The organism is Pseudodesulfovibrio cashew, from assembly GCF_009762795.1.
Lineage (GTDB): Bacteria > Desulfobacterota > Desulfovibrionia > Desulfovibrionales > Desulfovibrionaceae > Pseudodesulfovibrio > Pseudodesulfovibrio cashew.
In genome coordinates this window covers 3,727,461-3,740,036 of record NZ_CP046400.1, presented here as the reverse complement: position 1 = coordinate 3,740,036, position 12,576 = coordinate 3,727,461, and the positions used below count along the sequence as shown (strand labels likewise).

General features: G+C 62.3%; 13 protein-coding genes. 7 read left to right on the top strand and 6 right to left on the bottom strand.

Annotated features, from left to right (window positions below; all coding sequences use genetic code 11):
- Positions 1 to 6: 6 nt before the first annotated feature.
- Both GM415_RS17165 and GM415_RS17160 read right to left on the bottom strand, forming a co-directional pair.
- Complete coding sequence (locus tag GM415_RS17165) at positions 7 to 1,182, bottom strand: class II aldolase/adducin family protein (protein ID WP_158950357.1); 1,176 nt, start codon at positions 1,180 to 1,182, stop codon at positions 7 to 9.
- The gene (locus tag GM415_RS17160; protein WP_158950355.1) at positions 1,179 to 2,927 is read right to left on the bottom strand and encodes an aldehyde ferredoxin oxidoreductase family protein; all 1,749 of its coding nucleotides are present in this window, start codon (positions 2,925 to 2,927) and stop codon (positions 1,179 to 1,181) included. Before GM415_RS17160 ends, GM415_RS17165 begins: the two co-directional genes overlap by 4 nt.
- An 87-nt stretch (positions 2,928 to 3,014) precedes the next feature.
- Here GM415_RS17160 and GM415_RS17155 point away from each other — a divergent pair, with 87 nt between their 5' ends.
- Positions 3,015 to 3,542, top strand: a complete 528-nt coding sequence (locus tag GM415_RS17155) for a hypothetical protein (RefSeq protein WP_158950353.1) — start codon at positions 3,015 to 3,017, stop codon at positions 3,540 to 3,542.
- Between the two features lie 14 nt (positions 3,543 to 3,556).
- Positions 3,557 to 4,501 (top strand): PhzF family isomerase, encoded by a 945-nt coding sequence (locus tag GM415_RS17150; RefSeq protein ID WP_158950351.1) that lies wholly within the window; start codon positions 3,557 to 3,559, stop codon positions 4,499 to 4,501.
- A 94-nt stretch (positions 4,502 to 4,595) separates the two neighbouring features.
- On the opposite strand, the gene GM415_RS17145 is transcribed toward GM415_RS17150, so the two are convergent.
- The 4 genes from GM415_RS17145 to GM415_RS17130 all read right to left on the bottom strand — a co-directional run bounded on the left by GM415_RS17145 (position 4,596) and on the right by GM415_RS17130 (position 9,075).
- Positions 4,596 to 5,042, bottom strand: a complete 447-nt coding sequence (locus GM415_RS17145; protein ID WP_158950349.1) for a bacteriohemerythrin — start codon at positions 5,040 to 5,042, stop codon at positions 4,596 to 4,598.
- 147 nt (positions 5,043 to 5,189) lie between these two features.
- A complete protein-coding gene (locus GM415_RS17140) occupies positions 5,190 to 5,723 on the bottom strand; it encodes a cysteine hydrolase family protein (protein ID WP_158950347.1) in 534 nt (177 codons plus the stop codon).
- 25 nt (positions 5,724 to 5,748) lie between these two features.
- Positions 5,749 to 7,710, bottom strand: a complete 1,962-nt coding sequence (locus tag GM415_RS17135; RefSeq protein ID WP_158950345.1) for a molybdopterin biosynthesis protein — start codon at positions 7,708 to 7,710, stop codon at positions 5,749 to 5,751.
- A gap of 162 nt (positions 7,711 to 7,872) precedes the next feature.
- A complete protein-coding gene (locus GM415_RS17130) occupies positions 7,873 to 9,075 on the bottom strand; it encodes an aminopeptidase (RefSeq protein ID WP_158950343.1) in 1,203 nt (400 codons plus the stop codon).
- Positions 9,076 to 9,320: 245 nt separating this feature from the next.
- On the opposite strand from GM415_RS17130, the gene GM415_RS17125 reads away from it, so the two are divergent.
- From GM415_RS17125 to GM415_RS17105, 5 genes are all read left to right on the top strand, one after another.
- The gene (locus GM415_RS17125; protein WP_158950341.1) at positions 9,321 to 9,509 is read left to right on the top strand and encodes a ferredoxin; all 189 of its coding nucleotides are present in this window, start codon (positions 9,321 to 9,323) and stop codon (positions 9,507 to 9,509) included.
- A gap of 327 nt (positions 9,510 to 9,836) precedes the next feature.
- A complete protein-coding gene (locus GM415_RS17120; protein WP_158950339.1) occupies positions 9,837 to 10,652 on the top strand; it encodes a YkgJ family cysteine cluster protein in 816 nt (271 codons plus the stop codon).
- Between the two features lie 3 nt (positions 10,653 to 10,655).
- Entirely contained in the window at positions 10,656 to 11,021 is a 366-nt protein-coding gene (locus GM415_RS17115) for a hypothetical protein (protein WP_158950337.1), read from the top strand.
- A 17-nt stretch (positions 11,022 to 11,038) separates the two neighbouring features.
- Entirely contained in the window at positions 11,039 to 11,656 is a 618-nt protein-coding gene (locus tag GM415_RS17110; protein WP_158950335.1) for a tetratricopeptide repeat protein, read from the top strand.
- Between the two features lie 109 nt (positions 11,657 to 11,765).
- Positions 11,766 to 12,455 (top strand): DVU0298 family protein, encoded by a 690-nt coding sequence (locus GM415_RS17105; RefSeq protein WP_158950333.1) that lies wholly within the window; start codon positions 11,766 to 11,768, stop codon positions 12,453 to 12,455.
- The last annotated feature ends 121 nt before the right edge of the window (positions 12,456 to 12,576 follow it).

Genomic DNA, 12,576 nt, shown 5'->3' with positions numbered 1-12,576 from the left:
CAATCGTCACCTGGATCGGGCGTCCAGCTGAGCGAGCTTGCGGAAGTAGGCTTCCCTGCAGAGAGTCTCGGTTTCGAGCAGGCGGCGGAAGGCCTGATTGAAGTCCGTGTCGCCCAGGGTGAACACGCCGTGCCCGTGAACGATGGCCGCGCCGGATGCGGCCAGGGCCGGGGGCAGGGTGTTGCACAGCCCGGTTGGGCCGGTGCCCACCTCGCCGGGCACGATGGGGACGCCCTCTACAGTGCGGCACTCGGTGCAGGCAACGTGGCATCGCCCCCGGTTGGCGCAGTCCGCCTTGTCGCAGTCCATGGACAGGATAACCGCGAATTTGGGGTGTCCGTGCAGGATGCAGCGGGCGTCGGAGCGGCTGTAGACGTCCTCGTGGGCCGAGAGCTCGGACGAGGCGGTCATGCCGTTGGTGGCCGAGCCGTCCAGGGGGCACGGGTCGATGCACCCCTCCAGTTCGTCCAGGGAGCTGCCGGTCTGGCTGACGTGGATGGTATCCCCCAACCTGTAGGAGATGTTGCCGAAAAAGGAATCCACCAGGCCGTAATCGACCACGGCGCGGCCTGCCTCGGCCATGGCCGCGAGCACCTCGTCCTCGACGGGCAGGGGGCCTTCGGCCAGATTGGGCAAATCGGTGCGCGGCGTAGGCAGATTGTCGGCCACGCGTTCAAAGGCCGCCTGCAAGGCTGGAGGGATATCTCCGCGCCGGGCCGCTGCCAGGTATTCGGAAAAGAAGAGCACGAAGCAGGCGAAGACTGTGGACGAGTAGAAGACAAAGCCCTGCTCCGGGCTGACCGTGCCCGAGGAGACTATGCCCTGCCCCGGGATGATTACGGCCTTTCGCTTCTTCAGCCCGGCCACGACCGTCTCGGCTGTCAGTTCGCTAGCCACCGGGATGTCGTGCAGGAAGGTGCGCGTCTCGGTGTCCTCGGGGCGGATGCCGCCGGGGTGCGTCTTTGCCAGGTAATCGATGAGGGTCGCGTAGGGCTCTGCCGGGCGGGCGCAGACCAGCGAGTTGATGGAGAGACCGTCGAACACCTTGGCCAGTCCTTCGGCACGCGGGTCTTCGCGGTTCCAGACCAGGTCCGCGTCCAGTCCTCCCACCAGCGGTTCGCCTTCGGCGCAGAGTCCCTGGGCCGTCAGTTTGCGGGCGTATTTTTCGCAGAGCGTTTTCACGGTTCCATCTCCAGGGCGAGCCGTCGGGTGGTCTTGGCGGTGGGTCTGCCTTCTTCGTCCAGGCCGCGCACCCGGTAGTAGTTGGCGCGGGCTTCCAGAAATTGTTGTCGGTCCAGCGGGCGGATAGCCACCCCGCCGCCGGAGGAGCCTTCCTCGTTAAAGAAGCGCGGGGGCAGGTCGTCGTCGCAGGCGTCGAAGCCGTTTGCTGCGTTCATGATCCGGTCGCGGTAATTGATGCGTTCGCCGGTATCGAGCATGGCCTGGGCCGAAAGCGGTGTGCCGGTGACGGCGGCGAAGGCCTTGGCGTATTCCTCCAGTCCGGCCCCCAGCAGGGTAAACCGGCAGACGCCCAGGGAGTCGGCCGCCGCGATCTGGTCTTCGGCCAGCTTGATGATTCTGGCCTTGCCGCTGAAGGAGAAACGGTCGGTGGCCACAGGCTTACGGAAAATTTCGTGGCTCAGGGGATAGGCGTGGCCGTGGCAACCGCCGCGCGTGTTCACGGCGTAGGCCAGGGCCAGGCCATAGGCCCCGCGCGGATCGTAGGCGGGCAGTTCCAGGCCCTTGACCGACATGGAGAGCTCGGCCTGTTCGCACGACTCAGCGAAGTCCAGGGAGCCGTTGCCGAGGAAACCTCCTTCGGTCATTTCGTAGAGCTCCTTGAGCAGGGAGGCAGGGGAGAAGTCCTCCCCGGTGATCTCCCGGCGGCAGGCCAGGGTGGCCCCGGCGGATACCGGGTCCAGGCCGAACCGACCGCAGATGTCGTTGGCCTGCATGACCAGCTCGGGGTCGGAGTTGCCGATGAGCGCCGTGAAGTGGGCCGTGGCCTCATATTCCGGCATGGTTCGCCCGTCAGCCGCAACCCGCTTGCAGCGGATGTGGCATCCTGCGCAGCCATGGGCGTGCGGGGCAAAGGTTCGCTCGAAGGCGACGGCGTTGAGCCTTGCCGCTCCATCGAACCGGGTCTTGCGGAAGTTGTCCGTAGGCATCATCCGGCGCGAGTCGATCAGATCGTAGAGGGCCGCCGTGCCGTGGTTGGAGAAGCCGTGCTGGCCCAGGAGGGCCGGGGAGGCCGCCGTGAGGCGCAGGATGGCCTCCCGCGCTTCAGCCAGGGCCTGTTCGTCGTGGACGGGGACCGCGCCCGTGCCCCGGACTGAGAGATATTTGAGATTTTTGGCGGCCCAGTTCAAGCCCATTCCGCCCCGTGACGCGGCGTGGTGGCGGTCTACGACCACCGAGGCTATAGGCGCGCCGTTCTCCGCCGCCGGACCGATGGCCGCTGTTGACCGGTCATCGTCCATCCTGTCGAAGACCGTGGCGCAGGTTTCGCCCCACAGGTCGGTGTCCTCGATGGAGACGTCCTCATTCTCTATAAGGATGGCGCAGGGCGCGGTGCTTCTGCCGGTGATCACCAGCCCGTCCCAGCCCGCGCGTTTGAGGTGGTCGGCGAGATTGCCGCCCACAGCGCAGTCGAGCACGCCGCCGGTGAGCGGAGAGCGGGAGACCATGAAAGCCCGGCAGGAAGTGGGGGCGTCCGTGCCGCCCAATGGTCCGGCGAAAATGGCTATGGGCAGGTCCGGGTCCGTGGCTTCCAGCGTGCAGTGGGGGCGAAGGAAATATCCGGCCAGGCCACGGCCGCCGAGCCATGTCTCATACAGGGCGCGGGGAGGGTACTGGGCTACCGCTTCACGCGTGGTCAGGTCGATGTGCAGGACCTTGCCGGTCCAACCGTACAGGGGGGCGCTCATGGGTGAAAGAATCCCACGAACACCGTGAAAAGGCAACAAGTTGACCCCGGTGGCGAAATGCGTATTCTGACCCACCGGAGGAGTTTCATGGCAGATAAGATCGACAAATCCCGGCGCAGTTTTCTGTTCGGTGCGGTGCGCCGGATCAAGAACGAAAAGTCCGACGGACCGGAAGCGTCCACGGCTGAAGCCATCGACGTCACGAGGGAGGCCAACGCCCTGTACGTGGCAGGAGAGTGGGAGGCCGCGCGGCTCAAATACAAGGAGTGCATCGTCTGCGACAAGAACGACGCGGACGTGCGTTACCGCTGCGGCGTGTGTTTGTACAAGGAAGGCAAGTACCGTCAGGCCAAGCTCGAGCTCGAGCGCGCCCTGCGTATCGATCGCGAGTATAAGGACTCGCTCCTCTATCTCGGGCTGACCATGGTCCGGCTGGAAAAGCCGGAAAAGGCCTTGGCTCTCTGGAAACAGTATTTCAACCCCCTGGCCGTGGAGGTGCAACGTGAGCTCAACCTTCAGACCGGCATGATCGAAGAAGGCGTGGCCGATCCCGCCGAGGACATTGCGCGGGCCGTGGAGGCCGCCATCGAGGCTTCCGGAAACCGGGTAGGCTGATCGGAGGACATGACATGAAACAGGTTCCCGTTCTCTTGGTGGACGCGTTCACCACCACGCCAGGCAAGGGCAACCGCGCCGGGGTGGTGCTCGACGCGTCCGGCCTGACCGAGCCGGAGATGCAGGCCGTGGCCGCCCTGGTCGGCGTCTCGGAGACTGCGTTCATGATTCCTGCGCCGGACGGGGCCGGGTATGAACTGGAAGTACGCTATTTCACCCCGGCCGCCGAAGTGCCCATCTGCGGCCACGCCACCATTGCCTCCCATTTTGTCAGGAGCCGCAGGATCGGTCTCGACAACGGGACCGTCACGGTCAAGACCGGAGCGGGCGTATTGCCCGTGGATATCGTTACGGAAGGGAAGAACCGCAAGATCATCATGACACAGGGACGGGTTTCTCTGTCGCCACCCTACGGGGAAGAGGACAGGGAGCTGATCCTGTCCGCGCTGGGGCTTTCGGAGCGTGATCTGGCGGAAGGGCTGCCCGTGACGGAGGCCTCCACCGGGCATTCCAAGGTCATGGTGCCCATCCGCTCCGTTGAGACCCTCGACGCTCTGGAACCGAACATGGATGTCCTGGCCGGCGTCAGCAAAAGGATAGGCTGCAACGGCTTTTTCGTTTTCGCCTTCAACGGTGAGGGGGACCCTTGTCTAACCAGCGGGCGCATGTTCGCCCCGGCCATTGGCGTGGACGAGGACCCGGTCACCGGAAACGGCAACGGGCCTTGCGGTGCGTACCTGTCCTCGCACGGCGTGCTGCCGGACGTTCCGCTTCATGCCTATCTCGGCAGGCAGGGCGTGGCCATGGGCAAGGAAGGCGTCATAGAGGTCACGGTCCAGAGGAAGGACGGCGCGCCCGTCCTCATCCAGGTGGGCGGCACCGCCGTGGAGGCCGGGGCCATGACCGTGGAATTACAGATGGACGACTCCGGACACATCTTGGCGCGAGCCGTTTCCTGATTCGATATTTTGCCGCGAAGGCGGCATGAGGGACGCATTCCGGGCGGCGGACGGGGTCTCCCCCGTCCGCCGCACCGTCACGTTGCCGCGGCCGCTACAGGGCGACCCCTTGTTGCCGGGAAACGCCGTGCCACCCCGAAGGCGCGGCGGTTGCCAGCATGCTGTTTGAAATTCCCTTGTTCGAGCCCCGGATGTGCGCCAGCAGAACCTTCTTGAGCAGGGTCAAATCCTTGACCGTGGCCCCGCCCGTGGTTTCGAGATGATGCTGCAACCGCTTCATGGTCTTCTTGAACCGTTCGTTTTCCAGGGCGTGCACGGAGCGTCGGGCATAGCGCACTGCGGTCATCATCCGTTCCTCCGTGTGGAAATGGGAAACGGCGTGTTCGCGCAGGGTGACCAGGAGGCGGGAGAGCGGGACTACGCCGCTTCCTCTGCTCGCCGCCCGGATAAAGGCATTGGCGATGTTCACCAGCTTCTGGTGGTGGTTGTCGATGAAGGCGATGCCTAATTTCAACTCGTCGTCCAGGGTAATCTCCTGCATGGGTCCAACTCCTTGTTCATGTATGCTTCATGGGTGGGATTTCGGACAGTAGCAGTACCATACCCATTTTTCTGAAATGAGGTATTAGAATCTTCAGGCGGGGCGAAAAAAAGACCGCCGGGAAGGCGGTCTTTTTGCTTTCTGTATTTAGAATAGGAAGTCTTTCGAAGGCATTACCTGGCAAAATCGTTTATCGAGCACCGTGTTGTGGTGGGCCACGATATCCTTGGCCTTGATCACGCCATTGTCGTAGGAGCTGTGCGCGTCGCCGATCAGAACGCTCTTGTAGCCGTGGGCCAGTGCGCTTCTGACCGTGGTGTCCACGCAGACCTCGGTTTGCAGTCCGCAGAAGACGAGCCTCTCCGCACCGAGCCCCTTGAGTCTGGTGTCCAGCCCGGTTTTGAAGAATGCGTCGTAGGAGTATTTGAGGGACGTGACATCTCCCGGTTCGGGCGCGATTGCGGGGTGGACCTGCCAATTGTGGGAGTCTTTTTCGAACGGGCTGCCGATGCCCTCGGTGGTGTGCTGGATATATACCACGGGCACTTTCATCTGCCTGGCTGCGGCGATCAGCTCCCCGATGGTCTCCAGGACCCGTTCTCCGTCAAACAGGACCTCGTCGGGCGTCTCGAACATGATGTTCTGGACGTCGACGACGACAAGCGCTGTTTTGTCCGCCATGTCTTTTCCCTCTCTCTGTCGGTGGCTATCCCAGCCCCATGCCGGGCTTCATGATCTGGCCGGTCAGGTCGATTTCGTATCCGCCCTGCGCCTTGATCTTCTTTTTGACATTCTCGGTGGAGATGAGGCGCATGAGGGTCTGCACCCGTATGTCCTCCATGTGTTCCGAGGGAATGATCAGGTCGTAGCGTTCATGGGCCAGGGGCACGAAATCGAGATCCAGGGCCTTTGCCGCGGCATAGATGCCCAGGCCGCACGAGGCCGCGCCGGTGAGCACGTTTACGGCCACTGCCATATGCGTGAACTCCTCGTTATCATATCCACGGACGTCACGCGGTTCGATACCCGCTGTCTTCAGGTGATGGTCCAGAAGGATGCGGGTTCCCGCTCCGCGCTGGCGGTTGATGAAGACAACGTCCTCGCGTGCGAGGTCATTCACGCCCTGGATGCCCAGCGGGTTGCCCTTGGGCACGATGAGCCCCTGATGGCGGATGGCCAGGTTGATCACCGTGACCGGGAGCCCGGAGAGGTAGCGTTCGATAAAGGGAAAGTTGAAGTCGCCGGTCGCCGGGTCGAACAGGTGCGCGCCCGCAAACAGGGCCGAGCCCGCCTTGAGCGCGGTCAGGCCGCCCATGGACCCCGCATGGCTGGAGACCAGTCGCATGGGCGACGAGAGGCCCATGAGCTCGTTGGCCATGAGGTCGATGGTGTTGTCGTGGCTGCCGACGTGCACGAGCACGCGGTCCAGCTCGGATTTGGGCACCAGCAGTTCGGCGGTCAGGCTCTCGCCGGCTTCCACGCCCTCGGATTCCTCGGGGATGTAGGCCACGGCCTGTGCCTTGGTCATGGTCGTGATCATACCCGCGCCGCGCGCCAGGGGAGCGCCCACGATGTTGTCGCCGATCCGTCCGCAGGCCAGGCGCAACGCTTCGCGCATGCCGGGCTTGGACGGCGTCTTGCGGGCCAGGACCACCTCGGCGGTGTTCCGCTCGGGCTGGGCCGTGGCCTGGAGCCAGGATATCAGCGGCGAGAGGATCTTTTCATGGCAGACGACGGCGGAGACCGGGTAGCCGGGGGCGCCCACGAGCATCCTTCCCGGGTATCCGCTCCGTTCATCGGTGACCGCCACCAGGGTGGGTTTGCCGGGCATGATGGCGATGCCGTGGACCAGGACCGTGCCGATGGATTGGAAGACTCGCTTGGAGTAGTCCTTGCTGCCTGCGCTGGAGCCTGCGCCGACCACCACCAGGTGGTTGCCCCGCCGGAGTCCCTTGAGGACGGCCTCGCGCAGGGTCTCTTCGTCGTCGGGCACCGGCGAGGTCCAGGAGGCCTCGATGCCCCAGGAGTCGGCGTATGCCTTGAAAACCTGGGAATTGGATTCGATGACCTGTCCGGCGGTCGGTGCGGGCTTGTCTAGGAAATTGAGCACTTCGTCGCCTGTGGGCAGGAATACGGCCCGGAGTTTTTCCCTGACCTCGATTTCGTAGATGCCCGCCGAAAGCAGGGCGCCGATGTCCGCCGGGGTCAGCTCGCGGTTCTGGGGGATGAGCAGTTCGGTGGCCACGATGTCCTCGCCGATGCGGCGGACGTGTTGCCAGGGAAAGGCAGGGGCGTCGATGAGTACGGTGACCTCGTCCTTCTGGACCACATTCTCGATCATGATCACCGCGTTCATGCCCTCGGGTAGGGGGTTGCCCGTATTCACGAACAGGAAGTCCTCACCCTGGGACAGGGCGGTGGGCTCGTCCTCGCGGGCCATGAAAGTGGATTCGGCCCTGACGGCGATGCCGTCCATGGCTGCGGCGTGGAAGGTGGGCGAGGAGTACTTGGCGAAGATCGGCCCGGCCGTGACCCGTCCCGCCGCCTCGTGGGTGGGGATGGTCTCGTTGCCGAGTAGCGTTTTCCGGTCCAGATTGGACTTGGCCTGTTCCACCGCCTCTTCGGGCGGGATGGTCATCAGATATATATTCCGTTTCGTCTTGGGCATTCTCTGTTCCTTTGTCCGGCCTCACGACCGGTCCCCGTCGTCTTCCAACCTTGGTTTCCTGTCTTCCCCATATGTCGCATTCCCGTCCGGAGCGGGCGGTGACGAGAGCGATCGGAAGAAGGGAGCCGTCCCGCTCCCTTCTTCCGATTTATCGTTCGTCAGCTATTCATACTGGAATTCGCCGTCCTTGTAGATGACGAGTTCCTCGCCGCCCTTGAGGGTGGCGGTGACGGTCTTCTGTTCGGTGTTGACCAGGTCCCAGTGCAGGGCCGAGTCGTTGAAGCCGAGGACCTGCTTCTTGGCCGCGTCCAGGGTGGACTGGTCTCCGGCGTAGGTGTCGGAGTAGGATGCGCCCACGGCCACGTGGCAGTTGCCCTGTGCGCCGCCGAAGTTTTCGTCGAAGAGGGTGTTGGCCATGAAGGCGCTGATCTTGGAGAAGCGCCGGTCCGTGAGCGAAAACTCGCCCAGTCGGTTGGCGCCTTCGTCCAGGGTGAGCTGTTTGGCCACGAACTCGGCCCCTTCCTTGGCGTCCGTCTCCACGGCCTCGCCGCCCTTGAAGGTCAGCTTGACGCCTTCCACGTAGTTGCCCGAGCGGAAGGAGGGCTGGTCCGCGTAGTAGACGCCTTCGGTGCCTCGCCAGTCCGGGGAGAGGAATATCTCGAAGGACGGGATGTTGTGGCCGGAGACCCCGAGCCAGCGGCGGTCCTTGCCCGGGTCCACAATGAGGTCGGTGGACTCGGACTTGATGTGCAGGTGCTCGATGTCCAGCCCGTTGAGCCATGCCTTGACCTTTTCGGCCTCGTCGAAAATTTCGTCCCACTTGGTGGCGGGATCGGCCTCGTCCAGGAAGCACGCCTTGACCACCTGGTCCTTGAACTCCTCCATGGTCAGGCCTGCCGCCTCTGCCATGGCCTTGGTCGGGCAGACGCAGAGGGTCCAGCCGAAGTCGCCTGTCTGCTCGCGCTTCTCCATGATGTCGCGCATGAACTTGCGGGCCACGGCGGCCTTGCCGATGTTCTTGGGGTCGATGTTCTGGAGATGGGTCAGGGAGGAGGGTGCGATGAGCGAAATCAGGCCGTTCAGGCCGCCCACGAACTCCTTGTCGCCGGCGGGGATGGCGGTCAGCTGGTCTTCGCCGCCCTTGCCATAGAAGGAGACCTCCATGTTGGAGGTCATGTTCTGCCTGGGGATCGGGTTCATGCCTTTATCCATGAGCAGGTCGAACATGGCCTCGGCCAGGGGCAGGGCGTCGGGATCGAAGCGCAGCAGGATGAAGTCGCCGGGCTGATAGGGGTTGGTGCGGGCAGTGGAAAGCCCCCACCAGAGCGTCCGGGCGTATTTATCGAGTTCTTCACGGGTAAACATTTTTGTCCTCGCGGTCTTGGTGTTTTTGGATACAGACCCCGCAGGATAAACAAGTCACGGCCCGACCACAACCCACTTGTGCCCGCATACGTTTTTGCCAGTAGCCCGTTTAATGCATTTATCGGCTTGACACAGGGCTGGCTTGATTATATCAGCAAATTCGTGCCCGGTCCTATGGCCGGAATCGTGAATCAAAATCTGCCTGCGCTCCGCAGGCGTCCCAAATCATTTTCTGGAGGGAAAAAATGGGCTACACTATTACTATCGACACCGACAAGTGCACTGGCGACGGCGAATGCGTGGACGTTTGTCCCGTGGAAGTTTACGAGCTGCAGGACGGCAAAGCCGTTGCCGTGAACGAAGACGAGTGTCTCGGTTGTGAGTCCTGCGTCGAGGTTTGCGAAGCCGACGCTATCACCATCGAAGAGAACTAGTTCCGACTCAAGATATGGTATCGGGAGCGATAGAATTCTATCGCTCCCGTTCCATTTTTTTCTGGCTGTCCCGAGGGCTCGATCGCATGGTTGCTCCGCCGGGGCCAGACCCTTACGTATTGTAAAGTACGCACCGGTCCGGCTCGGGCATGACCAGGCGGACGGCACCCGGAACAGCCAGAGCCGTATTCGGCGAACCGTTCGTTCCACCGGCCGCGATCCCCTTTTTTCTCCGACGCCCACTGTTGACGGCCCCGATCCGCGACTTATGTTAGCAAGCACAACACCGCCGCGGCCCGCGTGAGGGCCTGACGAGGAGTATAGATAATGGCGCTTGATTTTACTGAGTATTTCAAACGATATGAGGCAATTGTTGCCGAGGTTGACGCGGTCTTCAAGAAGTTCGAGACCGACATGCCGGACCTGGTCAGGTGCGGCAAGGGGTGCAGCGACTGCTGCCACGCCCTGTTCGACATCACCCTGGCCGAGGCCCTCTACATCAATCACAAGTTCAACGAGCGTTTCTCGGGCATCGAACGTTCGACGATACTGGAGCGCGCCGACAAGGCCGACCGCCAGATCCACAAGCTCAAGCGCAAGGTCTACAAGGCGTCCCAGGAAGGGCGCCCCGCCACGGAGATTCTCATGGAAGTGGCAAGGGCGCGCGTCCGCTGTCCGATGCTGGACGATAACGACCTCTGCTCCATGTACGAGCATCGCCCCATCACCTGCCGTCTCTACGGCGTGCCCACGTCCATCGCGGGCGAGGCGCACACCTGCAATCTGACCGGGTTCAAGGGCGGGGAAAAATACCCCACCGTGAACATGGATATCATCATCGACAGACTGATCACCATCGGCAAGGACATGCAAAAGGGCATCGGCAGCCGATATAAAGAGCTGGGTGACATGCTCCTGCCCCTGTCCATGGCCCTGGTCACCGAGTACGACGAGGCGTACCTGGGCGTGCGGGAGGCCAAGGCCGACACCGCCGCCAAGGCCGAACCGGCCAAGCCCGCGGAGATCAAGGCCCCGGATGCAGCGCCCAAGGCTGCCGACGACGCCTGCTCCTCCTGTACGGAGTCCAAATCCGCCTGTGAAACCTGCAAGACCAAGACCGTGGTTCTGGGCGGCGGCGAGTAGGCCATGACAGACACCATCAATTACGAGGAGCTTTCCGCAGAGGAGATCGAGGAGCGCAAGCAGTATATGTACGGGAAGATGTCCAAGCGGCGTCGCAAGTTCGTGGACCGCATGGGCTACGAGAACTGGGACCCCTTCGCCGCGCCGTTCGATCCCATCGACATCCGGCAGGACCGGACCGGCTTCACCTCGGACCAGCTCTCCCACATGTTTGTTCGTGCCTCCGGCCAGAACAAGAACCAGGAGTACATCGACGCGGTCAACGAGTTCAACGTTATGCTGGTCATGAACTTCGAAAAGGTCCGCCCGGTCTTCGAGTACTGCCTCTGGTACGCGGAGCATCTGAAGAAACACGGCGTAAAGCCATAAGATAAGGATTGGAAACCATGGAACACTTCGACAATCTCGACGATTACATCGCCGACCTCAAGGGCAAACTCAAAAACAACGCCACCTGCGGCAACACCCACTACAACCTGGGCGTGGCCTATCTGTCCCGCCGCGACTTCATGGAAGCCGAGCGGGAGTTTCTCGAGGCGGTCTCCAATTCCCCGAAGATGGCCGAGGCCTACGTTCAGTTGGGCGGTATTGCCATGCAGCGCAACGACCTGGAAGGGTGTCTCAACTATAACGTCCGGGCCACCCAGGAGCGTCCCTTCTTTGCTGTTCCGTGGGGCAACATCGGCTTCGTCCTGCTTCAGCAGGGCAAGACCGACGAGGCGCACAAGGCCCTGAAAAAGGCGCTCAAGCTCGACCCTGAGTTTGTTCAGGCCCAGGCCACCATGTCCTCCCTGTTCATCACCATCGGTGACTACGAGGAGGCGGACAAGCTGCTCAAGACCATTTTGGACAAACATCCCGAGTTCGGCCCGGCATGGAACAACAAGGCCATCATCGACGCCCGTTTCGAGCGCTGGGACGATGCCAAGAAGTGCATCGCCAAGGCCGAAGAGTTCGGCTTCCCGGTCGAGCCCGATTTCAAGAAGGAAATCGAGGCGAATTAGGAATTGTTCCCATTGCTTTCGGGAAAAAGGTGATTATTTTCAAGGGAACCGCATTGGCGGTTCCCTTTTTTGTTGGTACGGTCAACGAAACCCGATCCCAGGAGCGAACATGTCCCGATTCCGCCGCGTAAAGAAGACGCTTCGCGAGATACTAGCCGACCCGGCATGGCAGGACCGCCTGTCCGAGCTGGATGACTATCCTCCCAATATCCTGGTGCCTCCGCTGCTGAACCTGCGTCTGGACAAGGAAGAGTTGGTCCGCTGGCGCTCGGTCACGGCTTTCGGGATCACTGCCGCCCGACTGGCGGACGCGTCCATGGAAAAGGCGCGGACGCTCATGCGTACCTGCATGTGGTATATGAACGAGGAATCCGGCAACCTGGGGTGGGGTATCCCGCACTTCATGGCCGAGGCCATGGTCCGGCACGAACGGATTGCTGTCGAGTTTCACAAGATCCTCGCCTCCTACATCTTCTGCGACGAGGAGTGCGACGGCAACTTCCTGGATCATCCGGAGTTGCGACGGGACGTGTTCTGGGGGCTGGCCCGTCTGGCCGGGGAGCGTCCCGAATACGTGGTCGGGGCCGAACGCTTCCTGATAACGGCCCTGGACGAGGAGGACTCGTACAACCGGGCTTACGCCGCCTGGGCTCTGGGCGGCATCAAGGCCGCGTCCGCGCGGGAGAAGTTGACGCAACTCGATGCCGACGCCACGGCAATCCGTACCTTCGCGGATAATGAATTGATGGACGTCACGGTGGGGGAAATTGCCTCCGAGGCCTTGCGGGCCCTCGATTGAATCGGGTGGTGCGGGACGCTTGCACAGGGCTGTCCGGCAAGGGGGTGCGAAAAGTTGAATTTTTTTGAAGAAGCTGCTTGACAACTGAGCGGCTCACATATAGTTATTCACTCCGCTTCGA

Coding starts and splice junctions, on each gene's coding strand:
- GM415_RS17160 (WP_158950355.1), bottom strand. CDS start 2,927: ATGAGCGCCCCCCTGTACGGTTGGACCGGCAAGGTCCTGCACATCGAC.
- GM415_RS17120 (WP_158950339.1), top strand. CDS start 9,837: ATGGCGCTTGATTTTACTGAGTATTTCAAACGATATGAGGCAATTGTT.
- GM415_RS17110 (WP_158950335.1), top strand. CDS start 11,039: ATGGAACACTTCGACAATCTCGACGATTACATCGCCGACCTCAAGGGC.
- GM415_RS17115 (WP_158950337.1), top strand. CDS start 10,656: ATGACAGACACCATCAATTACGAGGAGCTTTCCGCAGAGGAGATCGAG.
- GM415_RS17135 (WP_158950345.1), bottom strand. CDS start 7,710: ATGCCCAAGACGAAACGGAATATATATCTGATGACCATCCCGCCCGAA.
- GM415_RS17130 (WP_158950343.1), bottom strand. CDS start 9,075: ATGTTTACCCGTGAAGAACTCGATAAATACGCCCGGACGCTCTGGTGG.
- GM415_RS17125 (WP_158950341.1), top strand. CDS start 9,321: ATGGGCTACACTATTACTATCGACACCGACAAGTGCACTGGCGACGGC.
- GM415_RS17140 (WP_158950347.1), bottom strand. CDS start 5,723: ATGGCGGACAAAACAGCGCTTGTCGTCGTCGACGTCCAGAACATCATG.
- GM415_RS17105 (WP_158950333.1), top strand. CDS start 11,766: ATGTCCCGATTCCGCCGCGTAAAGAAGACGCTTCGCGAGATACTAGCC.
- GM415_RS17150 (WP_158950351.1), top strand. CDS start 3,557: ATGAAACAGGTTCCCGTTCTCTTGGTGGACGCGTTCACCACCACGCCA.
- GM415_RS17145 (WP_158950349.1), bottom strand. CDS start 5,042: ATGCAGGAGATTACCCTGGACGACGAGTTGAAATTAGGCATCGCCTTC.
- GM415_RS17155 (WP_158950353.1), top strand. CDS start 3,015: ATGGCAGATAAGATCGACAAATCCCGGCGCAGTTTTCTGTTCGGTGCG.